19 protein-coding genes are annotated in these 24,063 nt (G+C 63.1%); 10 read left to right on the plus strand and 9 right to left on the minus strand.

The annotated features are described in order from the left end of the window. Positions 1–17 precede the first annotated feature (17 nt). The 3 genes from PSEST_RS09970 to PSEST_RS09980 form a co-directional block, all read right to left on the minus strand. Positions 18–515, minus strand: a complete 498-nt coding sequence (locus tag PSEST_RS09970; RefSeq protein ID WP_015276866.1) for a tetratricopeptide repeat protein — start codon at positions 513–515, stop codon at positions 18–20. Next, positions 512–1,699, minus strand: a complete 1,188-nt coding sequence (locus PSEST_RS09975) for an ABC transporter substrate-binding protein (protein ID WP_015276867.1) — start codon at positions 1,697–1,699, stop codon at positions 512–514. Before PSEST_RS09975 ends, PSEST_RS09970 begins: the two co-directional genes overlap by 4 nt. A gap of 138 nt (positions 1,700–1,837) precedes the next feature. After that, complete coding sequence (locus PSEST_RS09980; protein ID WP_041756984.1) at positions 1,838–4,009, minus strand: methyl-accepting chemotaxis protein; 2,172 nt, start codon at positions 4,007–4,009, stop codon at positions 1,838–1,840. 384 nt (positions 4,010–4,393) lie between these two features. On the opposite strand from PSEST_RS09980, the gene PSEST_RS09985 reads away from it, so the two are divergent. The 5 genes from PSEST_RS09985 to PSEST_RS10005 all read left to right on the plus strand — a co-directional run bounded on the left by PSEST_RS09985 (position 4,394) and on the right by PSEST_RS10005 (position 10,860). Next, on the plus strand, positions 4,394–4,831 hold the full coding sequence (locus PSEST_RS09985; RefSeq protein ID WP_015276869.1) for a hypothetical protein: 438 nt from the start codon (positions 4,394–4,396) through the stop codon (positions 4,829–4,831). 44 nt (positions 4,832–4,875) lie between these two features. Further along, positions 4,876–6,141, plus strand: coding sequence for a sensor histidine kinase (locus PSEST_RS09990; protein ID WP_015276870.1), 1,266 nt, complete (start codon positions 4,876–4,878; stop codon positions 6,139–6,141). Next, positions 6,138–6,797, plus strand: coding sequence for a response regulator transcription factor (locus PSEST_RS09995; RefSeq protein WP_015276871.1), 660 nt, complete (start codon positions 6,138–6,140; stop codon positions 6,795–6,797). Before PSEST_RS09990 ends, PSEST_RS09995 begins: the two co-directional genes overlap by 4 nt. 359 nt (positions 6,798–7,156) lie before the next feature. Beyond that, complete coding sequence (locus tag PSEST_RS10000; RefSeq protein WP_015276872.1) at positions 7,157–9,457, plus strand: TonB-dependent receptor; 2,301 nt, start codon at positions 7,157–7,159, stop codon at positions 9,455–9,457. A gap of 239 nt (positions 9,458–9,696) precedes the next feature. Further along, positions 9,697–10,860, plus strand: coding sequence for an MFS transporter (locus PSEST_RS10005; RefSeq protein WP_015276873.1), 1,164 nt, complete (start codon positions 9,697–9,699; stop codon positions 10,858–10,860). Between the two features lie 14 nt (positions 10,861–10,874). Here PSEST_RS10005 and PSEST_RS10010 read toward each other — a convergent pair whose 3' ends face one another. The 4 genes from PSEST_RS10010 to exaA form a co-directional block, all read right to left on the minus strand. Beyond that, entirely contained in the window at positions 10,875–12,029 is a 1,155-nt protein-coding gene (locus tag PSEST_RS10010) for a DUF2703 domain-containing protein (RefSeq protein WP_015276874.1), read from the minus strand. A 117-nt stretch (positions 12,030–12,146) separates the two neighbouring features. Next, on the minus strand, positions 12,147–13,463 hold the full coding sequence (locus tag PSEST_RS10015; protein ID WP_015276875.1) for a methyl-accepting chemotaxis protein: 1,317 nt from the start codon (positions 13,461–13,463) through the stop codon (positions 12,147–12,149). Between the two features lie 131 nt (positions 13,464–13,594). Further along, positions 13,595–14,239 (minus strand): pentapeptide repeat-containing protein, encoded by a 645-nt coding sequence (locus PSEST_RS10020; protein ID WP_015276876.1) that lies wholly within the window; start codon positions 14,237–14,239, stop codon positions 13,595–13,597. Between the two features lie 165 nt (positions 14,240–14,404). After that, complete coding sequence (gene exaA, locus PSEST_RS10025) at positions 14,405–16,276, minus strand: quinoprotein ethanol dehydrogenase (protein ID WP_015276877.1); 1,872 nt, start codon at positions 16,274–16,276, stop codon at positions 14,405–14,407. 308 nt (positions 16,277–16,584) lie between these two features. Here exaA and pedF point away from each other — a divergent pair, with 308 nt between their 5' ends. Genes pedF through PSEST_RS10045 form a run of 4 tightly spaced genes read left to right on the plus strand, consistent with a single transcriptional unit; the run spans position 16,585 to position 19,710 of the window. Then, positions 16,585–17,022 (plus strand): cytochrome c-550 PedF, encoded by a 438-nt coding sequence (pedF, locus tag PSEST_RS10030; protein ID WP_015276878.1) that lies wholly within the window; start codon positions 16,585–16,587, stop codon positions 17,020–17,022. Further along, a complete protein-coding gene (locus PSEST_RS10035) occupies positions 17,022–17,936 on the plus strand; it encodes a substrate-binding periplasmic protein (protein ID WP_015276879.1) in 915 nt (304 codons plus the stop codon). Before pedF ends, PSEST_RS10035 begins: the two co-directional genes overlap by 1 nt. Positions 17,937–17,986: 50 nt before the next feature. Beyond that, a complete protein-coding gene (locus tag PSEST_RS10040) occupies positions 17,987–18,733 on the plus strand; it encodes a quinoprotein dehydrogenase-associated SoxYZ-like carrier (protein ID WP_015276880.1) in 747 nt (248 codons plus the stop codon). Positions 18,734–18,780: 47 nt separating this feature from the next. Next, the gene (locus PSEST_RS10045; protein ID WP_015276881.1) at positions 18,781–19,710 is read left to right on the plus strand and encodes a quinoprotein relay system zinc metallohydrolase 1; all 930 of its coding nucleotides are present in this window, start codon (positions 18,781–18,783) and stop codon (positions 19,708–19,710) included. A gap of 5 nt (positions 19,711–19,715) precedes the next feature. On the opposite strand, the gene PSEST_RS10050 is transcribed toward PSEST_RS10045, so the two are convergent. Then, positions 19,716–20,954, minus strand: coding sequence for a substrate-binding protein (locus tag PSEST_RS10050; protein WP_015276882.1), 1,239 nt, complete (start codon positions 20,952–20,954; stop codon positions 19,716–19,718). Positions 20,955–21,232: 278 nt separating this feature from the next. On the opposite strand from PSEST_RS10050, the gene PSEST_RS10055 reads away from it, so the two are divergent. Beyond that, positions 21,233–23,011: a PQQ-dependent methanol/ethanol family dehydrogenase gene (locus PSEST_RS10055; protein ID WP_015276883.1), complete on the plus strand. Its 1,779-nt coding sequence runs from the start codon at positions 21,233–21,235 to the stop codon at positions 23,009–23,011. A 90-nt stretch (positions 23,012–23,101) separates the two neighbouring features. Here the strand turns inward: PSEST_RS10055 and PSEST_RS10060 are convergent, their stop codons facing one another. Then, on the minus strand, positions 23,102–23,968 hold the full coding sequence (locus PSEST_RS10060) for a helix-turn-helix domain-containing protein (protein ID WP_041756600.1): 867 nt from the start codon (positions 23,966–23,968) through the stop codon (positions 23,102–23,104). Positions 23,969–24,063: the final 95 nt, after the last annotated feature.

Genomic DNA, 24,063 nt, shown 5'->3' on the forward strand with positions numbered 1-24,063 from the left:
GCCGGGTTCTCTTGTCGTTATTGTGTGATCGATGCTGGCACGCGAGCTTGCTCCAGCCGCTGCAGGTATTCGTCCGCTTCCGGCTGGCCATCGGCAGCCGCGCGCTGCAACCAGCTGCGTGCGGACTCGGGGTCAGCCTCGACGCCGCGCCCTTCGGCCAGCGCGACGCCCCAGTGATAGCGCGCCAGGCTGACATAACTGGCGTTGTCCGGCTGCTCCGCGCCCTGCTTGAGCAGCGCGGCGGATTTGTTCAGGTCTTTCTCCACACCGTTGCCGCTCTCGTACATCTGCGCGAGCGAGATCAGTGAATAGACGTCGTTCCAGCGCGCCACGCAGTCTTCGAAGATGGCTCTGGCGGCATCGAAGTTGCCGGTCTTCGCCGTCACGTAGCCGTAGAGACATTTGATGCGCTTGGGACTGTCCACATAGGCTTCGTAACCCAACTCATCAGCTTGGATCGTGCTGCTGGACAGCAGCGCCAGGCCCAGCAAGCCGCCAATCATTGATCGCTTCATGGGTGAACCTCGCTGAGGCGACAGCTGCTTTCCGGCGCATCGAAGCCGAGGGTATCCAGCTCGCTGGTGGGGTGCAGGAAGCCCTCCTGCGGGGAATTGGAAACCAGTGCGCGCGGGTGCACCAGTGGAATCGGCTGGCGCAGCTGACCGTCCCATGCGCGGTAGCTCAGCTTGCGGCCCTTGAAGCCATCCAGCGGCAGCTCGCCGCTGAGCGACAGCTGGCGAATTGCGGCTGGGTCCGTGCTGCGCAATCGCGTGATTGCGGCGGCGAGGCTGCGCACGCCCATCCAGGCGGCGAAGTCGCGGTCATTCATCCAGCGCTTGGCATGTGCTTCGAAACGTTTCTGCAGCTGCGCGGCGCCGTAGGTTTCCACAGTCTTGTGCCAGCCGGTGGCGGTCATACCCTGAGTACCGGCAGCCGGCCTTGGCAGCCAGGTCTGGTAGGGCACGTACTCGCCGAAGTCGCCGCGCTCGTCGGCCACCAGCACCACGTCGTATTCGGCGGCCTGGGTGAACAGCGGCATCTCGGCCTGGGCGCTGCGGCGTTGGTCGTTGTCGAAGCTCCAGGCTTTTTCCGCGACGATCCGATGCCCGAAGCGCTTTGCTGCACGGCGCAGCGCATCGGCGTAGGCCTGATCATCCGCGGTAGGGCCGGCGATCAGTAGCCAGCGGTTCCAGCGCCGCGCCGCCAGGAACTGGCCTAGCGCGTCGGCGAGCATGCTGCGGCTCGGCAGTGTGTGCAGGACATTGGCCAGGCAACTCTGGCTGCGCAGCGCGTCGTCGGCGCTGCCGGCATTGATCAGCAGTGCTTGCGGCATGGCGTCGGACAGCTGGCGCAAGGTTGCCGCCGGGGCATTGACCACGAACAGGCGCAAGCCATCCGCGTATTGCTTGGCGGCCTGTTCAAGCAGGTCCTCCGCCGTATCGCTGGTGACCGCCTCGAGCGCGTAGCTGTGCTTGAGAAAGCGTCCGGTGCTGTTGCTATCGGTAATCGCCAACTCGGCGCCGCGAAGGGCGGCATCTTCCGGTTCAGGAATGACGTTGGAGAGCACTGGGCCGATGTCGGGGCGATAGCCGAGATAACCGATGCGGATCGACAGTTCTTCGGCGGGTGCGGCTATTGCCCAGGGGGCGCAGCAGGTGAGGGCGACCAGGAAACCGGCTCGTCGTAATACATGGCGCATGGGCAGCTCCTGTGACGTTGCAGGCAGCATAGGAACCATGGTGGAGCGGGGGAATATGCAGAAAGTACCAGTCGCTGTGTACCAAGGTCGTAGAAAAACCCAGCGAGGCGGCGCAGCAGGCGCGCCGCCTCGGGCCTGTCAGCGAACTCGCCTGACCTTGAATCGTCCGACCTGAACGATCATTTGCTGCGCTTGCTGCGTCAGCTCCTGTGCCGCTTGCGTCGACTGCTCGGAGTTGGTGCTGTTGTGGTGTACGACCTCATCGATCTGGCCGATGGCCTGGCTGACTTGCTCGATACCGGATGCCTGTTGGCTCGACGCGGAAGCGATCTCGTCCACCAGCTGCGATACCTGCGCCGCGCCCTGGACAATTGCCTCGAGTGCACGTGCCGTGTCGTCGGTTATCTCCATGCCCTTGATCGTGCGTGCATTGGACTCCTGAATCAGCCGCGTGGAGCGTTGTGCGGCTTCGGCGCTGCGTGCTGCCAGCTGGCGGACCTCATCGGCAACCACTGCGAATCCGCGCCCATGCTCGCCCGCTCGGGCCGCCTCGATCGCTGCGTTCAGCGCGAGCAGGTTGGTTTGCGTGGCGATCTCTTCGATTGCCCGAATGATGTTGGTAATGTCCAGCCCCGACTGGTTGATCTCCTGCATGGCGGCCTTGAGCGAGACCATCAGCTCATTGCCGCTGCGAGCCGAATGTTCTGAGTTGCGCGAGAGCGCGTTGGCTTCGCTGGCGTACTCGGAGGTCTGGCGGATCTGCCCAGCCATCTGGTTCACGGTCGCGCTGATCTCGGTAACGGCCGATGCGGATTCCGTCGCGCCGTTGGACAGATCCTGGCTCAGCGTGGTGACCCGGCCCGCTTTGTCGTTGATCAGCTCGGAGCTCTGCTGTACCTGAGATACCAGCCCATTCAGGTTGTCCACCATCCGCCGAAGCGCAAGGCCGAGTTGATCCTGTTCCGATGCCAGCCTCACTTCGACCGCCAGGTCGCCCTGGGATATGCGCTCGGCGACGTGTACCTGTTCCTGGAGACTGTCCGCCATCCTGTCAAGGCTAGCGGACAGCTGGCCGACTTCGTCTGCAGACTGGTGCGCCATGCGCTGGGAGAAGTCACCTTTCTGAATCGCCCCGGCCAGCTGAGCCGCCTTGCGAATGGGCAGCGCCAGCGCCCGGGAGGAAATCCACAGGGCAATGACCGCAAGTAGCGAGATGAGCACGCCCGCGCCGATCTGTTGCAGCATGCTCCGGGCGCTTTGCGCATCCATCTCCGCTTTCAGTTCGGTCGCCTTGGCCAGCACAATCTCCTTGTCGATCTTCAGCATCATCGACCAGGGCTTTCCGGTGCGACCCAGCTCGATGGGGGCAAACACCACGACCATGCCGTTGTCATCCAGACGGGCAAGTTCTTCGCCTTTCTGCACTGAGGTCAGCGCCGTCTGCCAGCCATCAGGCAGTACTTTTTGGAAATGCTGACCAATCAGATTCGGGAAGCGGCTTTCCGCAACGATAAGGCCCTGATCACTGATTATCGCCACTTCACCCTGTCCGTCGAACAACTTGGCGGATACTTCCTGGCTGATTTGCTGCACGAAGTCCAGGTTGTAGTCGGTGCCCGCTACGCCCGTGAAGCGACCGTCGACGATGATTGGCACCGAGAGCGTCGCCAGCCACACCTGCTTGCCCTGAACGATGTAGGGCAGTGGGCCGAGTACGCTTTCCTTGAGTGTTTCCCTGGGCCCGATGTACCAGCCGCCCTTGAGCACCCCGTTGGGGTGCTTGTCCATGGTGTCGTACTCGACCAGCGGCTGAACGGCGATCTTGCCGTCTGCACCACGTGTCCAGTACGGCGTGAAGCGGCCGGTCTGCCCGTTGTTGCCGTTCTGTCCGTCAGTGAACAGGAAGTCCTGGCCATCGATGGCGTCGGGTTCCCAGCATGAGTACGTGCCGTTGAAGTCTGGCTGGCTCTTGAGCACGTTCAGCAGAATGGAATTGACCTCATCACGCCCGATCTGGAGGCCTCCAGAGTTCGTCGAACCCGACTTGCCGACTGCGAATGTGGTCGCCATGCCGCGGGCGGCTTCCAGTGCCTCGGTGAACTCGGAGCGGATCTCGCCCGCGTACTTGCCACCAAGATGCTGCAGGGTTTGCAATGCGTCCTCTTGCGCCTGCTGACTGACACGGCCAGAAACCAGCTGCTGAGTCGTGCTGGCAAGGTAGACGCTGTAGCCGATCAATATGCCTGCTGTCGCGAGCAGGCATAAGCCGCCGGTAATTGCTATTCGCTGCTGTATGGATTTGAGAGAGATCACGGTTCCAACTCCTGATAACGCAAAAGAACCAGCGGCGGCGTACCAGGGATGGCAATACAGCCGCCCAGTCGCCGGAGATCGAGGTGATGTCTAAACGGCATCATGCATGCCTGAGTATTGCGGCCGGCCGGCAATTAAGTTGATCGGAACCTTGGTACTGCTACGTTGGTACTGGTTTAACGGGCCGCTACCTAAGTCAGTAGCGCCAGCGTTCAGAAATAAGCGGAGAACGTGCTTTTCTGGTCGGTTTCGATGCGCGGAATCGACTGGCTCCGGCGCGACGCAATGCGACCTGCCGGTCTAGGCGCTACCAAGGTAGGAAGCTGGGCGCAGCGGGGCGCCTTAGGATGGGGCACCGAAAACAATAACGAGGCTATGCCCATGCCCACTATCAAAGCGCTGCTGTTCAACCTTCTGCTGATTGGCAGCCTGATCGGCTTCGATCACAGCCATGCCGCTGGCGACCTGACTCGCCGGACGCAGGCGTTGCCCGACCTTAAATTCGGCTCCGAAGAAAGCGATTACGCCGTCTCGCAGAAGGAGTACCAGCTGGAAACAGGTGTCGCCTATCAGCTCAAGATCAGCTCCGATGGTCAGAAAGAGTGTGCGTTTCAGGCTCCCGAGTTCGCGCAGTCGATCTTCCTGCGCAAGGTCGAGGCCGGCGGCGTAGAGATCAAGGCGATCACGCTGGTCGAGCTGGAGTTCGAAGACGCCGGTGAAGCGGAAATCTTCTTCCTGCCGGTCAAGCCGGGCAGCTTTCCCTTCTACTGCAAGGGTCTGCAGAACAAGGGGATGGAAGGCCGGTTCGTGGTCAAGTGAAGCGACCTCGCGCTCGGCACAGCTGAATCGGGGAAACCGTCGACATGTCCGCACTCTGGCGAATCAATCTGCTGGTCACGCTTTTCTTCACGCTGGTCACGCTGGTTTGCCTGGCAGTCTTGCTACGCCAGGCCAGCCATGACGTGCAGCGTGAGCTGAATGCCGCTGCCGCGGTGGTTGGCTACCTCGGCGAAATGGCCGAGCGTGACCCGGACTCCTTGAAACCCGGGCTCACCGACAGCCTGCGTCACGTCCGTGTTCGCTGGCTCGAAGCGGAATTGGTTGGGACCGCTGCCGCCGATCCGGTGCGGAGCGACTGGCTCGGGGCGTGGCTGTATCCGGCCGAGCTGTCTGCACCCACGGTGCTGCAACTGCCGAATGGCCGACGCTTGCATATCAGCGTCGATCCAAGCGACGAAGTCGAGGAAGTCAGGGACTCGTTGGTGCAGCTAGTGGTGTTGTTCGGCCTGGCGCTGCTGCTTTGCCTGCTGGCGATTCGTTGGGCACTGCGGCCCGGGATGCGCGTACTGGCCGAGTTGTTCGGTGCGCTGGTGCGAATCGCCGATGGCCGGCTCGACACGCGCCTGCCGCCGCATCGCTTCGCCGAGGCGCGTGAACTGGCCGAGCACTTCAATCACATGGCGGCTGCCCTCGAGGACGCCCGGCTCGAAAACGAACGGCTGACCCAGGCGCTACTGGCGCTGCAGGAGCGTGAGCGCACCCGGCTGGCGCAGGCGCTGCATGACGACCTCGGCCAGTATCTGGCCGGCATTCGTGCGCGGGTCTGCCTGCTGCGTGTTCAGGCCGATCAGCCGTCGGCCATCCGCGAAACGGCAGCCCATCTCGAACAACACAGCCTCGATCTACAGAACGGCTTTCGCGCGCTGGTGCGCGACCTGTACCCGGTAATGCTCGATCACCTGAGTCTGGAAGACGCGATCGGGCAACTGGCCGAGCAATGGCAAAGCACCCAGGGCATCGCGTGCGAAGTCCGACTGCGAGGACCAATTCCAGACCTGTCGATGGACGCCAAGGTGCATCTCTATCGCATGGTGCAGGAGGCGCTGACCAACGTGGCACGGCATGCGCGTGCGACTCGCGTGTGTCTCGATCTGCGTGGTGACCCTCTTGGCTTGCGTTTGCTGATCCATGATGACGGACACGGGCAGCCGGCGGAGCGCCCGGGTGTCGGCCTGCGCTCGATGGTCGAGCACGCGCGTTGTCTCGGTGCCCGCTTGCGTGTGCGCCACCGCGCCGGCAAGGGCTGGGCGCTCTATCTCAAATTGCCTTTGCAAGGAGCCATCTCATGAAGATTCTGCTGGTGGATGACCACGCGGTGGTGCGTCAGGGCTATGCGAGCCTGCTGAAGGCATTGCTCCCGGAAGTGACAGTCAGTGAAGCCGCCAGCGGCGAGCAGGCGCTGGAGCAGGTTCAGCAGTCGATTCCCAGCCTGGTCGTGCTCGACCTCGGCCTGCCGGGCATCAGCGGACTGGAAACCTGTCGCCGCCTGCGTCAGCGACTGCCGCTGATGCCAGTGCTGATCTTCAGCATGCACGACGAACTCGCGCTGGTTCGGCAGGCACTGGATGCCGGCGCCTCCGGCTACCTGACCAAACGCTGCGCGCCCGATGTGCTGGTCGAGGCAGTGCGCAAGGTGCTCGCCGGGCAAACCTTCATCGAGCAGCCCCTGGCTACGGATCTTGCGTGCCAGCGGCCGTCGCATTCACCGGCCAAGGGACGGCTGGCCGAGATGACGCCGCGGGAGATGGAGATCTTTATCATGCTTGCCCGTGGCATCGGCAATCGCGAGATCGCCGAGCGTCTGTGCATAAGCAGCAAGACCGTCTCAAACCATATGGCCCTGCTGAAAAGCAAGCTGGGGGTCAGCTCCCAGGCCGAGCTGGTGCACCTGGCCATCGACCTAGGTTTGCTCCGCGTCGGCGACCGCATGCTCTGCGAGGCCTGATCGGCCCGCAGTCGATTCGGCTCTTCCTGCCTCTGCTGCGGCAATGCTCGCCAGGCCTGGCTGAGTCCGCCGCATCTCCCACTTTTCCCAAGACAACACTCGCTCGCAGCAGGCGCGCGGGCGCTTGTGCGTTGCGAACGTCGTGGGCCCGAGCTAGTGCGCTGGTCGTAAGACCAATCTCCACGCGATCGGGAATTTTTCCCGCCCAGGCCGGGAATATTTCCCTGTCGGCACCGCGCCGCGGCTCTTGATAATCGCGTCTGGCAGGTTGCCAGCATGCGGTTGTCCGCGGTTCTTGCCGCGTCGCGAGTGCGGGTGGCCTGGCCAGTCCGATTGGCCAACAAGAACAAGGACCACCCATGCCGTACCCGCTCTGTTGCAGCGCAATGCCTCGCCGTACGCTGCTGTCTCTCGCCATCGCCGCGCTGCTGCCGGCATCCGTTCATGCCGCGCAGCGGCTCGATCTCGGCAGTCAGGAGGTGATCGGTACCACACCGTTGCCGGGCATCGAGCTGCCAAAGGAGCAGGTACCGTCCAACATCCAGTCGCTGGATGACGAAGACCTGCGGCGGCTCGGCGGCCAGTCGCTGGCCGAGAAACTGCAGCGCGGATTACCCAGCGTCAACATCAACGAGATCCAGGGCAATCCGTACCAGGCGGACCTCAACTATCGTGGCTTCACCGCCTCGCCGCTACTCGGTACGCCGCAGGGTCTTTCGGTTTTTCTCGACGGGGTGCGGGTCAACGAAGCGTTCGGCGATGTGGTGCACTGGGACCTGATCCCGAACACCGCCATTGCCAACATGGCGCTGGTGCCGGGCTCCAACCCGCTGTACGGCCTGAATACCCTGGGCGGCGCGCTGGCGCTGCAGACCAAACGTGGCGATACCCATCCAGGCGGCTCGGCGGAAATCTACGGCGGCTCGTTCGGACGCCAGGGCGGTGCAATCGAACAGGGTGGTAGCCATGAGGAGTTCTCCTGGTACCTGGCCGCCGAAGGCATGGATGAGGACGGCTGGCGTGACCATTCGCCGTCCGAGGTGCGCCAGCTGTTCGGCAAGTTCGCCTGGACTACCGACAGCACCGATCTGGCCCTTACGCTGGCGCATGCCGACAACGATCTGATCGGCAACGGCCTGATCCCGGAGAGCATGTACGACCAGCGGCGCGAGTCGATCTTCACCTATCCCGACCAGACCGAGAACCGCAGCCACCTGATGGCCCTGTCCGCCAGCCACTGGCTCAACGACAACGATCGGCTTTTCGCCACGGTCTATCTGCGCCGCACACGTACCGCGACGCTCAATGGCGACGGCAACGATGAGTACGAGGACGAATACGAGGCGTGGGAAGACGGCGGCTTTATCGGCGAAGGCCCGGAAAGCGGTGTGTTGAACCGTACCCGCACCGCGCAACGTGCCTATGGCCTGGCGCTACAGTGGGCACGACATGTCGGCGCGCATCAGTTCGCCTTTGGCCTGTCCCACGACAACACCCGCGCCAGCTTCCACCAGAGCGAGCAGGGCGGCGAGCTGACCGACTCCCGCGGCATCGCTGCCAGCGAAGCGGAGGAGCAGGCCAACAGTCTGCTGGGGCGCACCCGTACTTCCAGTCTCTATGCTACCGACACCTGGGCGCTGACCGATGCGCTGCAGCTCACCGGCTCGCTGCGCTATAACCGCACCCGCGTGGTCAACACCGATCGCATGGGCGATGCGCTCAATGGCGACTTCACCTATCGCAAGCTCAACCCCGCGCTGGGCTTTGCCTGGCAGCTGCAACCGGCCCTGACGGTCTACGGCGGTTTCTCCCAGGGCAACCGCGCGCCGACACCAATCGAACTGGGCTGCGCCGATCCCGCCAATCCCTGCAGCCTGCCGAATGCCATGGCGGCCGATCCCTTCCTCGAGCAGGTGGTCACCCGCACGCTGGAGTTCGGTGTGCGTGGCGAACTGGCCGGCGGTACCCGCTGGAACCTTGGCGCCTTTCGCAGCGTGAACCATGACGATCTGCTGTTTGTCGGCACCGGCGGTAGCATGGGCTACTTCACCAACTTCGGCCGCACCCGCCGCCAGGGCATCGAAATGGGCCTGGCCGGCGAGCAGGGGCCGGTCGACTGGCGGGTGGACTACACCTTTCTGCACGCCACCTTCCGCTCCGGGGCCTGCATTCTCGCCGAGAACAACAGCACCGAAGGCGAGGGCGGCTGCCCGGACGACGAGATTCGCGTGTCCAGCGGTGACTATCTGCCAGGCTTGCCGAAGCACAACCTCAAGCTGGGGCTGAACTGGAATATCAATGAGCGGCTGCGCGTCGGCACCAGCGTTCTGGCGTATTCGTCGCAGTACGTACGCGGCAACGAGAACAACCGTCATCAGCCCAACGACGAGGTAGAGGGTAGCGGCAAGCTGCCAGGTTACGCGGTGGTCAACCTCACGGCGGATTACCGCTTAGCTCGTGACTGGACGCTGTTCGGCCGGGTCGACAACCTCTTCGACAAGCGCTACGCCACCGGCGGCGCGTTGGCCGAGAACCCCTTCGTTGGCACCGGAAACGCTTTCGAATCGGACCCGGACGAATGGCGCCACGAGCAGTTCATCGCCCCGGGCGCGCCGCGGGCGGGCTGGCTGGGCGTGCGTTATCGCTGGGATGCGCTATAACCGATCAGTCGCAGCGCCACCGAGCATGCCGGGCCTTTGCGCTCGGCATGTGTACGTCCGGCCTGGCTGCGCTGTTCGGCCTGTTCCAGGTTCTAGGTATGTGACGCGAAATCGTCATGGCCGATTGCGTATCCTGGCGAGCTTGGCCGACTGGTCGACGGCAGCACAGGAGCACGGATGAACCGCGTCCATCACCACAGCCTCGTCTCGCAACATACCGCCGGCGGGTGCCGCTGAGCATGCCGTCACGCCTGCGCATCGTGCTTGCACTCGGCAGTGCACAGACCCTGGCCTGGGGCTCGACTTACTACCTGCCGGCCATTCTCGCCGAACCGATGGCGAGCGAACTGGGCATCTCCACCGGCAATGTATTCGCTGCGTTCTCCCTGGCACTGATCGTCACCGCCGTTCTCGGGCCGCTATCGGGCAAGCGCATCGACCATCACGGCGGGCGCGATGTGCTGGCGCTTTCCAGCATCATTTTTGCCGTCGGGCTGGCCGTGCTTGGCATGGCCAGCGGCCCGCTGATGCTCTGGCTCGGCTGGCTGGTGATCGGTATCGGCATGGCGCTGGGGCTTTACGAATCGGCCTTTTCCACACTCACCGGAATCTTCGGGCGCGATGCGCGTGGAGCGATTACCGGCATAACGCTGCTCGCCGGTTTCGCCAGCACCATATGCTGGCCGATCAGTGGCTGGTTGAACGCCGAGTACGGCTGGCGCGCTACCTGCCTGACATGGGCGGGCGTGCATCTGTTGCTCGGGTTGCCGCTGAATCGTCTGTTGATTCCGGTCGGCGTCCAGCGGGCGATGTCTCCGGCCGAGCGATCACAGGCCAATGGACGTCCCGGCTCGGGCCTGACCATGGCGTTGTTGGCTTTCGTGTTCGCCGCTACCTGGTTCACCAGCACGGCGATGGCGGCGCATCTGCCCCGTCTGCTGCAGGAGTCGGGGCTTTCTGCCGCGGCGGCGATCGGTGTTGCAGCGCTGGTCGGTCCGGCGCAGGTTGGCGCTCGCTGCCTGGAGTTTGTCTTGCTGCAGCGCTTTCACCCGTTGATCTCGGCGCGCCTCGCAGCCATCGCCCATCCGGTAGGGGCTGCGGGTGTGCTGCTTGCTGGTGCGCCGGCTACCACGGCTTTCGTGCTTCTGCATGGCGGCGGCAACGGCATTCTGACCATCGCCAAAGGCACCTTGCCGCTGGCGTTGTTCGGACCGCATGGATATGGCTTGCGCCAAGGCTTGCTGATGGTGCCGGCACGCTTCGCCCAGGCGTTCGCCCCGTTCGTCTTCGCGCTGCTGATCGATGATTTCGGCACGGGTGCGCTCTGGCTTTCGGCGGCGCTGGGCGTACTCGCCTACGTGGCGTTATCGCTTCTGCAACGCACCGCACAGGGGCTCGGCTGATCGCTGCAGTTGGGTCAGGAGCAGCAACCGCCATGGCCCGATGTGGCCTGAGCCGTTGGGCAGCAACCGCTGGCATTGTCCGGAAGCTGCGCGGCTGCCAGGAGACCGGCCTTGATGATCAGCTCTGCCGGGACGGCCTCGTGCGTCGCATCGGCGACTTCTAGCGTCCGGCAGTTTGCATCGCCGCACGCCGAGCAACAGCGGCTTTCTCCCGCAGCCGCACCGAGCCACTGTTCGAGCGGTACGTCAGCAATCCATAGGCGATTCGATTCCAGTGGCGCCTGGGCGAAGTCCGCGGGGCTCAGTTGCGACGTTTCGAGGCGCACGTCAATTCCCAGGATGCGCAGTGCCTGGCGCAGATCCGCGGTCGCGTGCCGAACGGCCTGCTCGGTAGCGCCGCAGCGGGGGCATGTCTCGCCATGTTCGTTCACCAGCCGCTGCCAACGGATCGTCAGGGTTTTCTTCATGGCGGTATTCCTATCGGATCGGGGAGGGCGTGGCTTCCGATTCGTCGGGGTTGCCCCTCGTGCATCGCTGGTGGTCGCATGCTGGAGCAGCAGGCTTTGCTGCTCCAACACCAGTCCAAGAAACACCCTGAGCGCAGCATAGGCGTCGTTCGCCGCATATGCCTGCTGCGCTTCGGTCAAGCGCGCATTGGCCCAGTTCGAGGTGGCCACTCTGCGTGATTTCTCGATCCGTGTACCGAGTATCCCAGCCACGGCACCGCGCAGGCCGACCTGGCCTTTCTTGCCCTGATAGCGCAGTACCGAACCCAGGTCGAGCAGGCTGACCGGTTGAATGTTCAGCTTGCTGCGCAGCCGGGAATGATCGGATTTCAGGCCGAAACCGATCTTCACTATCCCCGGTGCCTGCAGCACGGCACGAGCTGCCTCTGTACACCCAGGCATGCCGACCCGCAGCAGATAAGCCCGTTCTGCCGTGGCGAACTGGATCAGGTGCGGGCCGCTGGAAACTTCACCTACCTTGAACGTGGGCTTGGATTCGGTATCGAAACCGATGCACGACGCCTGCAGGATTTCAGCTACCGCCAGCGCAAACTCGGCAGCTGTCGCGGGCATGCTGATGCGCTCGAGCGACACCCCGGCGAATGCTGGCAGCCCGGCGATATCCGCCTGCTGGACGATGTGGATAATGGGCTTCTGGCTCAATCGTCGGTCCTCGAAGAATCAGCCGGTTCGGCGCTTGGGATCTTACCTGCACAGTCTAGAGTGCCTCGCCGGAGTGGACGCGAATGCTGGGCGTGCGCCACTCCGGCAAGCATACCGTCAGGTCTTCAACTGGCTGGCGAACTGCCCGACAGCGCTGACTACCCGCTGTGCACCGTCCTGGATCTCGACGATCACCGCGCCGGCCTGGTTGGCGAATTCCAGTCCCTGTTCGGTTTGCTCACGGCTGACAGACATGCTGTGCACGGCGGCTTGAGCCAGGTCCTGGTTCTTCTGTACCACGCCGACAATCTCCTTGGCAGCGGTGCTGGTACGGGCAGCCAGCTGGCGCACTTCATCGGCAACGACCGCGAAACCGCGGCCTTGGTCGCCGGCTCTGGCCGCTTCGATTGCGGCATTCAGGGCCAACAGGTTGGTTTGGTCGGCGATGCCGCTGATGGTCTTGAGGATGGCGCTGATCAGTTGCGATTGCTTGTCCAGCGCTTCGATGCCATCGGAGGCGTCCTGCATCTGCTGGGCGATGCGATGCATCACATCCACAGTCTGCTGAACCACCTGCGCGCCGCGCTGGGCACTGAGATCGGTGTGCTGCGAGGTGTCAAAGGCGATGGTCGCGGCCTCGGCGACCGCCAGTTCACGATTGACCTGATCGGTGATCACCGTGGCGAACTTGATGACCTTGTACAACTTGCCGTAGGCATCGTGAACCGGGTTGTACGAGGCCTCGAGCCAGACCGCCTGGCCGTGCGCGTCGATACGCTTGAAGCGCTCGGCAATGTACTCGCCGCGGTTCAGGCTGGCCCAGAACTCACGGTAGGCCGCAGATTCTGCCTCTTCACGCTCACAGAACATACGGTGATGCTTGCCCTTGATCTGTTCGAGGCGATAGCCCATGCCGTCCAGGAATCGCTGGTTGGCCGTGATGACATGCCCGCCGAGGTCGAACTCGATCACTGCAGTCGAGCGTAGCAGGGCGTTGATCACGCTCTCATGCTCGCGGGACGCCTCGATGGTGCGGGTCAGGTTGGTGGCGCATAGCGTGAAATGGAGCAGCGTGCCGTTCGAGCTTTTGATTGGTTGCCAGATCGAACGCAGCCAGGCCTCCTGACCATCGGCACGCAGCAATCGGTATGCACCACTGATGTGCTCGGCGCGCTGCATGGCCGTCTTGAGACGGGCGTAGTTCGGCTCGGCGCGAAACTGCGCAGTGAAGAAGTCATCCAGCGCGCGGCCGACGATGTCGTCACGGCGATAACCCATTTCGTTCAGGAATAACTCGTTGGCGTACTGGATGCGTCCTTGCCGGTCCAGTTCCAGGACCATCATTTCCCTGTACAACGAGTCCTTGATCTGGCGGTCGGTCGCGACTTCCTCGCGTAGCTCGGCCAGTTCTCGTTTGAGGTGATTGTTGAACATTCTTATTGGCATCCAGTGAAGGGCAGACTGCCCAGTCACGTCATCGGCGCCGTATGAGTTTTCGTTAGTGCAGGCTTTCTATGGGGTTGATTGAGGAACTGCATCGCCTCTGCTCTGCAGGTATGCACAGATCACTTTTCCCAGCCGTGCGGGCAATCTTTGCAGCCCTCCATGTTGGTGCCTTGGAAGGTTGCGTAGTGGCGCCGAGCACCGGTCAGCACGGCATCGGCCAGGTTGGCGTCGTTAAGCTTGGCTTCCTGCAGGTTGGCGTCGGTCAGGTCGGCGCCCTTGAGGTCGGCCTTGCTCAGCCAGGTCATCTCCAGATCGGCGGCGTGCAGCTTGCTGCCGTGCATCTTCGCGCCGCTCATGCGCGCGAATTCCAGATAGGCACCCGTGAGATCGGCGCCCTTGAACTGTGCCGCTTGCGCGAACAGCCCCCAGCCCTGCACGGCGATCAGCCGGGCGTTGGTGAAGTTGGCCAGGCGCAGGTTGGCCTGTTGCAGGCTGGCCCGGTTCAGCGTGGCGCCGGTGAGGTCAGCTTTTTCCAGATTGGCCAGGTCGAGGTTGGCGTGGCGCAGGTTGGCGCCAGACAGGTTGGCCCCGGCGAGGTTGATGCGCCGCAGATCCTGATTGCTCAGGTCGGCGCCGCGCAGATCAGCATTGGGGCACTGACTATCAGGCTGCAGGGTACAGCCGTTGACGGTCAGCGGGCCTTCCGCGGCAAACACGGCAGGGCTGGCGAGCAGGACCAGAAGCAGTCGGGAGAGCATTTTCATGGTGACGTTCCGAAAGAGTTTGGATGCGAGAAATGCGGTCGCGCGGCGGGTCTGGCTGGTGGGCGAGAGCGCCAACCCGAAGCCGACAGGCCAGACCCGCCGCGTGAACCGCTGTACCTCGATGCAATTGAGGCGTGCCCGTTGCTATGACGGGCAGGCTTCCGCTCATCGTTTGGCGGTCTTCTTCTCCCATTCCGGCAGTTTGAATACCCAGAATGAGCCGCCCTGCGCGACCGGCTTGGTCAGCACTGCCATATCGCCGCCCCACAGCGGTACGGCGCCGCCGTAGCCGACCGTCACACCAATGTATTGCTCGCCGTCCTGTTCCCAGGTTACCGGCGGGGAAATCACGCCACTGCCGGTCTGGAACTTCCACAGCTCGTCACCGGTTTTCGCGTTGAAGGCCTTGAAATAGCCATCGCTGGTGCCGGTGAAGATGAGATTGCCCTTGGTCGCGAGTACGCCGGCCCACAACGGCAGTTTTTCCTTGTGCTCCCACTCGATCTTGCCGGTGGTCGGGTTCATCGCGCGCAGGATGCCGACGTGGTCGTCGTACATGCGCTTGATGCGGAAACCCTGGCCCAGGTAGGCGGAGCCTTTCTTGTAGCTGACTTCCTCGGTCCAGTAGTCCTCCTTCCAGTGGTTGGCCGGCACGTAGAACAGGCCGGTGTCCTGGCTGTAGGCCATGGGATTCCAGTTCTTGCCGCCGAGGAAGGGCGGCGAGACTTCGACTGACTTGCCGTGCTTTTCGCCTGGTTCCGGTTTGGGTGGGCGCTGACCTTGGTTTTCTACTGGTCGGCCGGTTTTCAGATCGATATGGCTGGCCCAGGTGATGCCGTCGACGAAGGGGAAGGCGTTCTGCAGCTTGCCGTCCTTGCGGTCGACCACATAAAAGAAGCCGTTGCGATCGGCGTGCGCGGTGGCCTTGACGGTCTTGCCGTTGTTGTCCTTGTAGTCGAACAGCACCAGCTCGTTGTTGCCGGAGAAGTCCCAGGCATCGTTCGGAGTGTGCTGGTAGAACCACTTCACCTCGCCGGTGCTCGGATCGACGCCGACCTGGCCAGAGGTGTAGAGGCTGTCGTAGTCCTTCGGGTTGCCGCCATCACTGGTGCGTTCCCAGCCGTTCCATGGGGCGGGGTTGCCGGCCCCGACGATGATGGTGTTGGTTTCCGGGTCGAAGCTGGCGCTCTGCCACGGTGCCCCGCCGCCCTGGCTCCAGGCTTCCTTTTTGCCGGTCGGGTGGTTGGGATCGTCTGGCCAGGAAGGCGCCTTGATGTCGCCGGTTGGCGTGCTGTCCTTGCCGTTGAGACGGCCCATGTGGCCCTCGACGAAGGGGCGCATCCAGACTTCCTCGCCGGTCTCCGGGTCGCGGGCAAACAGCTTGCCGACGATGCCGAACTCGTCGCCCGAGCTGCCGTGCACCAGCAGCACCTTGCCGGTCTTGCCGTCCTTCACCAGGGTCGGTGCGCCGGTCATGGTGTAGCCCGCGGCGTGATCACCAAACTTCTTGTTCCAGACGACCTTGCCGGTGTCCTTGTTCAGTGCGACCACACGAGCATCGAGGGTGCCGAAGTAGATCTTGTCGCCATAGATGGCGGCGCCGCGGTTGACCACGTCACAGCATGGGCGGATGTCGTCGGGCAGGCGATGGGCGTAGCTCCACAGGCGCTTGCCGGTCTTGGCATCCAGGGCGAACACCCGTGAATACGAGCCGGTCACGTAGATCACGCCGTCATGCACGATGGCCTGGGACTCCTGCCCGCGCTGTTTTTCGTCACCGAAGGAGAATGACCAGGCGGGAGTCAGCTTGAACACGTTGCTCTCGTTGACTTGCGCCAGCGGGCTCCAGCGTTGTGCATTGGTGCCCATGCCGTACTGCAGCACGTTGGCGGTGGAAAGATGGTCGTTGGCGATGTCTTCCCAGCTGACCGGTTTGGCATGCGCGGCACCGGCCAGTGCCAGGCTGCCCGCCAGTGCAAGGTAGTGCACGGCGATGGCGAGTGGGCGTTTGCTGCCGGGGTTCGATCTTGTTGTCATGGTTGCGATTCCCTTGGTCGATTCGGACAAGGCCGCCGTATAGCGGTGGCCTGGCGATTCCATTATTGAGAGCGCGCGGTGAGAGCCGACACGGAAAAGCTCCCGCCGATGCCGGGAATCCTTCCCGAACCCCGGGTGATTTAGCCTTGCTACCAGTGCGGTGCCAAAGGTGGTGGTAAAACCCAGTACCAAGGGAGGAGATGCAGGCATCCAAAGCAGGATTCTGCCGGCCCGCCCGCACGGCCAACATGACCACCATGCGCTCCGATGGGGCTGTTGCACAGGTTCTCGAATAGAGGGTGGTAGTCATGAATAACAAGATCTTTTTGCGCTCACTGCTGGCAGCGGGTGTCCTCGGTATGTCCGGCCTGGTAATGGCGCATGGCGACGTGACGCCGCAGGCCGTCAACACCAAGGGCCTGCCGGCGCTCGGTGAAGAATGGCTGGAAGAAAACCCCTATCGCGCACCGAGCGAACATCATGATCTGGCGGTGCAGATCGGTTCCTCCGCGTACAACCAGAACTGTGCCCGCTGCCATGGTCTCGAGGCGATCTCCGGTGGTATCGCACCCGATCTGCGCGAGCTCGAAGCCAGCTACGACGGTGACGAGTGGTACAAGGAGCGCGTGATCAACGGCGCAGTCCGCGATGGTGCCGTGTACATGCCGCGCATGGCGGACACCCTCAGCCAGGAAGCGCTGTGGGCGATCCGCACCTATATTGAAAGCGAAGCGGCCAAGCAGTGATGAACGCCGCGCGGCTGGTCCTCGCGCTGTGGTTGACCCTTTGCGGCGCGTTGGCGCAGGCGGAGATCGTCAAGGTGCGTGCATTCGATGACATCATCGAGTCCGGCGTGCTCAAGGTGGCGATGTACGAGAAGTTTCCTCCGTATAGCTACCTCCATGACGGCGAGCCGCGTGGTGTCGATGTGGAGCTGGCACGCAAGCTCGCCGAAGGCCTGGGCCTGAAACTGCAGGTTCTGTGGGTGACGCCGGACGAAACCCTTGACGACGATCTGCGCAATTTCATCTGGAAAGGCCACTACCTGAGGCCGGATGTGCTGGCCGATGTGATGCTGCGCGTGCCCTACGACCGCGAGTTCGCCTACAAGCGCAACGAGCTGGGTGAGGTGATCAACGAGCTGGTGGTGATGTTCGGCCCCTACCAGCGCGAGCGCTGGCAGGCGGCCTACGATGACCGGCGCATCGATGAAGTGCCAAGCGTCGCGATCTTCCAGTACCACCCGATTGGCGTCGAGGTCGACAGTGTGCCCTCGTTCTACCTCTCCTCGGTATTCGAAGGTCGGCTGGCGAAGAACACTCACCATTATCCGAGCGTGTCGCAGGCGTTCGCCGCCATGCAGCAGGGCGAGGTGGATGCCACCATGGCCATGCGCGGGGAAGTCGAGTGGCTGCTTGCGAAGGCCGATGATGAGCATCTAAAACTTGCCGAGAACGCCTATCCGAACATGGGCAAGCAGGTCTGGGACCTGGGGATGGCCGTACATGAATCCAACCGACAACTGGCCTACGCGCTGGAAGAGGCGCTGGAACCACTGATTCTCGAAGGCGAGCTGGCGAAGCTCTATGCCCGCCACGGTTTGACTTACGAGTTGCCCGGGTTGTACCAGGATGTGGAGAGCGACGTGGCCGGGCGCTAACCGGCTGCGCCATGCCGATCCCGCTGCGGATCGCCGTTCGAGGAGTCGACATGAGCGCCCGAATCTTGCTGCTGCTGTTTGCCTTCCATGCGTCGACTGCTGTGGCGGCCGAGGCTGACCCGCTGCAATCGGTGATGTGGGAGTACCACCACAAGGGCTTGCTCAACAGCGAGCCTTACGTGTTCGACGAGCGCGTACAGGTGCACGTGCCACCGTTCGCCGAGGATTCCCGGCAGGTGCCGGTGCATATCGACGCCCGCGCCCTGGGTGACGATGTGGTGCGCATCGAGGCCTGGGCCGACCTCAACCCCATCCCACGTATCTTCACCTTTACTCCAGACGACCAGGTCGTGCCGCTGGTGGCGATCCGCATTCGGGTGCAACAGGCGACGCCGATCCGCGCCGCTGTGCTGACCCGCGATGGCGTCTGGCATATCGGCTCGGCGCGGGTCGATGCAGCTGGTGGCGGCTGCACAGCGCCAAGCGTTGTGCGCGCGCAAGCGGGCTGGGAAGACCACCTGGGCGAGGTGGTTGGTGCGCGCTTCCCCCGCGGCGAGTTCAGCCGGTTGCGCCTGCAGGTATCCCATCCCATGGATAACGGTCTGGTCGGCGGTATTCCGGAATTCTTCCTCAACCAGGCCGAGTTGCGCGATGCAGACGGCAAGGTCATGGCGGAGCTGGAGCTGTATCCCGCGGTGGCGGAAAACCCGAACCTGAGCCTGGAAGTGAAGGGCGTTCAGGAAACCCGTTTGTGGTTGCGCGACAACAACGGCAACGAGTTCGAAGCCGCATTCTGACTGCACCGCGCAATCCGCGAGTAAGCAAACCAAGCCAAGGAGGCGTCATGCGCCTGTTCATGCTGATCTTCGCCTTCTGTATGACGCTACCCGTGCAGGCCGAGCTGAGCTACACGCTGCAGCCACGGCAGATCGCCGATGGGGTCTGGCTGCTGGAAGGTTCGACCGACAACTTCGACAAGCGCAATGGCGGCAATATCGTCAATACAGGTTTCATTGTCGGTGATGCAGGGGTCATCGTTATCGACACTGGGCCGTCCAGGCTCTATGGCGAGGCAATGCGCGCGGCCATCTCCCGCGTCACTGACCTTCCAGTGACCAAGGTTCTGCTCACTCACCATCACCCCGATCACGTACTGGGCAACCAGGCGTTTGCTGATGTGCCGATCGCGGCGCTGGCTGGCACCACCGAGCTGCTGCGCGAGCAGGGCAACGCGATGGCCGAGAACATGTATCGTCTGGTTGGCGACTGGATGCGCGGCACTGAAGTCGTGTTGCCAAGCGAAACCGTTGAGTCGGGCACGCTGGAAGTCGCTGGGCGTTCCCTGCGCTTGCTGGCACTGCGCGGGCATACCGGCGCCGATCTGGCCATTCTCGACGAGCGCAGTGGCGTGCTTTTCGCTGGTGACATTCTCTTCTTCCAGCGCGCCCTGACCACGCCGAACAGCCCCGGCTTGGACGTCTGGCTGGACGATCTGACGACACTCGAGGCGTTGCCCTGGAAACGGCTGGTTGCCGGTCACGGCCCGGTTGCCGACGATGCCGAGCCGTTCCGGCAGATGCGGGATTACCTCGGCTGGCTGGACGGCCTGCTACGCGATGCGGCGAGCAGCGGGGCGGACATGAATGAGGTGATCCAGAGCCCGATACCCGAGCGTTTCGCCGGCATCAGCCTGACTCGTTTCGAGTTGATCCGGAGCGTCAGCCACCTGTATCCGCGCTACGAGGTCGACGCGCTGCAGCGCGTCGACCAGTAACGACGTCACTGCAGCTCCAGCTGATCACCGCGCTCCTGCTGCCAGTCATCCAGGCTCGGGGCAGCCGCTTCGCCGTCCATGCGATGAATGATGGTGAAGTAGTCCTGCTTGAAGCGGTCCTGCATGATTTCGCTGCGATTCCTGACCCGCACCGCATAGATGCTCTGCACGTTCTGGTGGTCGAAGTCGCGCCAGTACTGCTCGTCCTTGAGTAGCTGGTAGCGGTGGTTTTCCACGGCCGCGATCACCGCTTCGGCATCGATGCTGCCGGCGCGTTGGGCAGCGTCCGCCCACTGCCGGACGATGCCATAGGCTGAGGCAGCGGTACTGCCCGGATACGCCTGATGCTGAGCGATGAATCGATCGGCAAACGCCTGGCCTTCGGTGCTGCCGACCAGCTTCGGCACGCGCCAGGTCCAGGCTTCTGTGCCGATTACGTGCTCCATCACCAGCGGGCCGGCCTGTTCGACGATGCTTTGGGTCAGGTTGGGCACGATGATCTGCATGCGTTTGCCGAGTTCCAGGGTATGCGCCAGACGCATGGTCTGCACCAGATCTTCGCCAAGCAGGACGATCACCAGAACATCGGCGTTACTGGCGGCGGCTTTCTGCAGAGCAGCCAGGTAGTCGCCGCGCCGTGCGCCGCGCTCGGCGATCTTCGAGTAGCCATGGCGGGCGCGGTCGCGGCTCTTGGTCGCCTCGCGCAGTGCCTGCTCCATGCTGCGACCCCATGCGTCGTCGAGGCTGACGTAGTGATAGCGCCGGTTGGGCATGTGCCAGCTGAGGTATTCGCCGAGCACGCGAGCGCTCATCCAGGCACTGTTGGACTCGCGGAACAGATGGCGATGCCCGTCGCGCCCGGTGATTTCGTTGGCGTAGCCGAGCGTGGGGAAATAGAGCAGCCCGAGTTCGCGCGCTCGCTGGCCAGCGGCAAGGGCCTCCTCGCTATTGGCGCCGCCGAACACCATCGCCGCGCCCTGGTTGGCGAAGCGCTCGATATTGGCTTGGGCTTTTTCGGGGCGGGCGGCGGAGTTCAGGCTGACCAGCTGCAGCTGCCGGCCAAGCAGGCCGCCACGTCCATTGATTTCATCGACCGCCAGCAGGGCACCGCGGCTCAGCTCCAGTCCTTCGGATTTGTAGTTGCCGGTACTCGGGTAGTTGAGTCCGATGCGGATTGGTTCGGCTGCATGTGCGGTTAGGGCAGTAAGCAAGGCAAGGGCGATAGCGAGGGAATGGCGAAGCATGGCTCGTATCCTTCTGAGCGAGGGGACGTCCGTTTTAGGGGCTGGGCCAGCACAGCGGAATAGTCTTTTCCGGCCGGATGGCTGCGACTTCGGTGCCGCTCTCGACCCATACGGCCCTGAAAAACTGCGGCTTCCGCCGTCCACGGCGGCGTATTGCTACCAAGGGAGTAGGAAAATCGGTACTGCGGGCAATTGTTGCCAAAGCGGGGCAAACCAAGAATCAACCCCAGACCGGGAAAATTTCCCGGCATAACAATGAACCCGCAGAGGTAGCCGCAATGAAGCACACCGGTCTTCGCAAGCCCTTCGCCTTGACGGCGCTATGCGCCGCGGTGGCGATGTCCAGCCTGCACGCCTGGGCCGTAACCGACCAGGAAATCCTCAACGACGCCAAGTCCACCGACCAGATCGTGACCAACGGTATGGGCTTGCAGGGCCAGCGCTACAGCACGCTGGACGCGTTGAACGCCAATAACATCAATCAGTTGCGACCGGTTTGGGGCTTCTCTCTGGGTGGTGAAAAGCAGCGCGGTCAGGAAGCGCAGCCGCTGATCAAGGACGGTGTGATGTACATCACCGGTTCCTACTCCCGCGTGTATGCGGTCGATGCGCGTACCGGCAAGGAACTGTGGCAGTACGATGCTCGCCTGCCGGACGGCATCATGCCGTGCTGTGACGTGATCAACCGTGGCGTGGCGCTGTATGACGATCTGGTGATCTTCGGCACGCTGGACGCCAAGCTGGTCGCGCTGAACAAGGACACCGGCAAGGTCGTCTGGAAGAAAACCGTCGCCGACTACAAGGCCGGTTATTCGCTGACCGCAGCTCCGCTGATCGTCAAAGGCAAGCTGATTACCGGTGTGTCCGGTGGCGAGTTCGGCGTGGTTGGCAAGATCGAAGCCTACAACCCGAAGAACGGCGAACTGCTGTGGACCCGTCCGACGGTCGAAGGCCACATGGGCTACGTGTGGAAGGACGGCAAGAAGGTCGAGAGCGGCATCTCCGGCGGCGAAGCAGGCAAGACCTGGCCGGGCGACCTGTGGAAGACCGGCGGGGCAGCTCCGTGGCTGGGTGGTTACTACGATCCGGACACCGACTCGCTGCTGTTCGGAACCGGCAACCCAGCACCGTGGAACTCGCACCTGCGTCCTGGCGACAACCTGTATTCCTCCTCGCGCCTGGCGCTGGACCCGAACGACGGCTCGATCAAGTGGCATTTCCAGACCACGCCGCATGACGGCTGGGACTACGACGGCGTAAACGAGCTGGTTTCCTTCGACTATCAGGAAGGCGGCAAGACCATCAAGGCTGCCGGTACCGCCGACCGCAACGGCTTCTTCTACGTACTCGATCGCACCAACGGCAAGTTCATCCGTGGCTTCCCGTTCGTCGACAAGATCACCTGGGCCAAAGGCCTGGACAAGAACGGCCGGCCTATCTATGACGATGCCAACCGCCCGGGCTCGCCCAACGACGCTGGTGCACAGGGCAAGACTGTAACCGTGGCGCCGTCGTTCCTTGGTGGCAAGAACTGGATGCCGATGGCATACAGCCAGGACACCGGGCTGTTCTATGTGCCGTCCAACGAGTGGAGCATGGACATCTGGAACGAAGGCACCGCCTACAAGAAGGGCGCGGCTTACCTGGGTGCCGGTTTCACCATCCACCCGCTCAACGACGACTACATCGGCGTGCTGCGCGCCATCGATCCGAAGACCGGCAAGGAAGTCTGGCGCTACAAGAATTACGCACCGCTGTGGGGCGGGGTGCTGGCGACCAAGGGCAACCTGGTGTTCACCGGCAACCCGGAAGGCTACCTGATGGCCTTCGATGCCAAGACCGGCAAGAAACTCTACGAGTTCAACACCGGCTCGGGCGTGATCGGCTCTCCGGTTACCTGGGAAATGGACGGCGAGCAGTACGTCTCCGTTCTCTCCGGCTGGGGCGGTGCAGTCCCGCTGTGGGGCGGCGAGGTCGCCAAGCGGGTGAAGGAATTCAACCAGGGCGGTATGGTCTGGACCTTCAAGCTGCCGAAGGATCAGGTCGCCAAGCGCTGATAGGCCTGTGTGGTGCGGAGCCCGGCAACTGCCGGGCTCCGCAAACGAAGAACCCCGGTCGTCGTGGCCGGGGTTTTTTCGTTTGCGCTTTCAGGCCTGCCGATAGGCGCTCGGCGTGACGCCGACTTCGCGGCGAAACACCTGGGAAAAATGACTCGGGCTCGAATAGCCCACCTCCAGCCCGATGTCGATGACACTGCGTTGCGTTTCGATCAGCAGTTGTCGAGCGCGCGCCATGCGCAGGCCGATGAAGTACTGCGACGGCGAGAGCCCGGTGGCACGTTTGAACATCCGGCTGAAGTGGTACTCGCTCAGCTCGGCGCTGCGGGCCAGCCTGGTGAGGCTGAAATCATCGGCGAGCTGCGCATTCATTTCCTCGACGACACGGCGCAGCTTGTAGGCTGGCAAGGCGTTGCTGCTCCTGATGGCGCCTTGTGGGTCCCGATAGTGGCGCAGCAGATGCATGGCCAGCGTTTGAGCCAGGCCACGCAGGCAAAGTTGGCTGGGCGTGCGTTGATCGAGCAACTCACGGCGCATGCTCTCCATCAGCCAGTGAACCGTTTCGTCCCTTGCGCCGGAAACATCCAGCAGCGCGACCGCTGAGCTCTGTGGTCCGAGCAACTCCCGTGCGGCCTGCTCGATTAACGGTAGGCCGAGATACAGGTGCATCACCTCGAAGCGCTCCCCTTCAAGCGTCTGCCAGCGCATCTCGTATGGCTCTTGGGTATCGGTCAGAAAGAAGTCGCCGGCCCTGACGGTTGCCGCGCTCCAGGGGCCATCCAACACGCGTTCCTCGACGCGGGCCGTACCGGCCAGCACCAGCACCAGTAGCGGCTCTACCACCGCGGGGACCCGAATAGGCTCGGTGATGGTGCGATGGCTGAAGAGCTGCACGACCACATCCTGCAACGGCGGCAGCGCGGTCAAATCAGCATCTCCGGGCAGGTGATCGCGCATCGACTGAGCGGTGGCGCGCCACGTATCAGGCACGGGTGGGGCGTCGGACGACCGAGGCACGGCGTGCTCCCTGGATAACAAGTCGGCGTCGATAG

The organism is Stutzerimonas stutzeri RCH2 (assembly GCF_000327065.1).
Taxonomy (GTDB): domain Bacteria; phylum Pseudomonadota; class Gammaproteobacteria; order Pseudomonadales; family Pseudomonadaceae; genus Stutzerimonas; species Stutzerimonas stutzeri_AE.

Coding starts and splice junctions, on each gene's coding strand:
- PSEST_RS10050 (WP_015276882.1), bottom strand. CDS start 20,954: ATGCTTCGCCATTCCCTCGCTATCGCCCTTGCCTTGCTTACTGCCCTA.
- PSEST_RS10045 (WP_015276881.1), top strand. CDS start 18,781: ATGCGCCTGTTCATGCTGATCTTCGCCTTCTGTATGACGCTACCCGTG.
- PSEST_RS10015 (WP_015276875.1), bottom strand. CDS start 13,463: ATGTTCAACAATCACCTCAAACGAGAACTGGCCGAGCTACGCGAGGAA.
- PSEST_RS10040 (WP_015276880.1), top strand. CDS start 17,987: ATGAGCGCCCGAATCTTGCTGCTGCTGTTTGCCTTCCATGCGTCGACT.
- PSEST_RS10060 (WP_041756600.1), bottom strand. CDS start 23,968: ATGCGCGATCACCTGCCCGGAGATGCTGATTTGACCGCGCTGCCGCCG.
- PSEST_RS10005 (WP_015276873.1), top strand. CDS start 9,697: ATGCCGTCACGCCTGCGCATCGTGCTTGCACTCGGCAGTGCACAGACC.
- PSEST_RS10035 (WP_015276879.1), top strand. CDS start 17,022: ATGAACGCCGCGCGGCTGGTCCTCGCGCTGTGGTTGACCCTTTGCGGC.
- PSEST_RS10000 (WP_015276872.1), top strand. CDS start 7,157: ATGCCGTACCCGCTCTGTTGCAGCGCAATGCCTCGCCGTACGCTGCTG.
- PSEST_RS09985 (WP_015276869.1), top strand. CDS start 4,394: ATGCCCACTATCAAAGCGCTGCTGTTCAACCTTCTGCTGATTGGCAGC.
- PSEST_RS10055 (WP_015276883.1), top strand. CDS start 21,233: ATGAAGCACACCGGTCTTCGCAAGCCCTTCGCCTTGACGGCGCTATGC.
- PSEST_RS09975 (WP_015276867.1), bottom strand. CDS start 1,699: ATGCGCCATGTATTACGACGAGCCGGTTTCCTGGTCGCCCTCACCTGC.
- PSEST_RS09990 (WP_015276870.1), top strand. CDS start 4,876: ATGTCCGCACTCTGGCGAATCAATCTGCTGGTCACGCTTTTCTTCACG.
- PSEST_RS09995 (WP_015276871.1), top strand. CDS start 6,138: ATGAAGATTCTGCTGGTGGATGACCACGCGGTGGTGCGTCAGGGCTAT.
- PSEST_RS10020 (WP_015276876.1), bottom strand. CDS start 14,239: ATGAAAATGCTCTCCCGACTGCTTCTGGTCCTGCTCGCCAGCCCTGCC.
- pedF (WP_015276878.1), top strand. CDS start 16,585: ATGAATAACAAGATCTTTTTGCGCTCACTGCTGGCAGCGGGTGTCCTC.
- PSEST_RS09970 (WP_015276866.1), bottom strand. CDS start 515: ATGAAGCGATCAATGATTGGCGGCTTGCTGGGCCTGGCGCTGCTGTCC.
- exaA (WP_015276877.1), bottom strand. CDS start 16,276: ATGACAACAAGATCGAACCCCGGCAGCAAACGCCCACTCGCCATCGCC.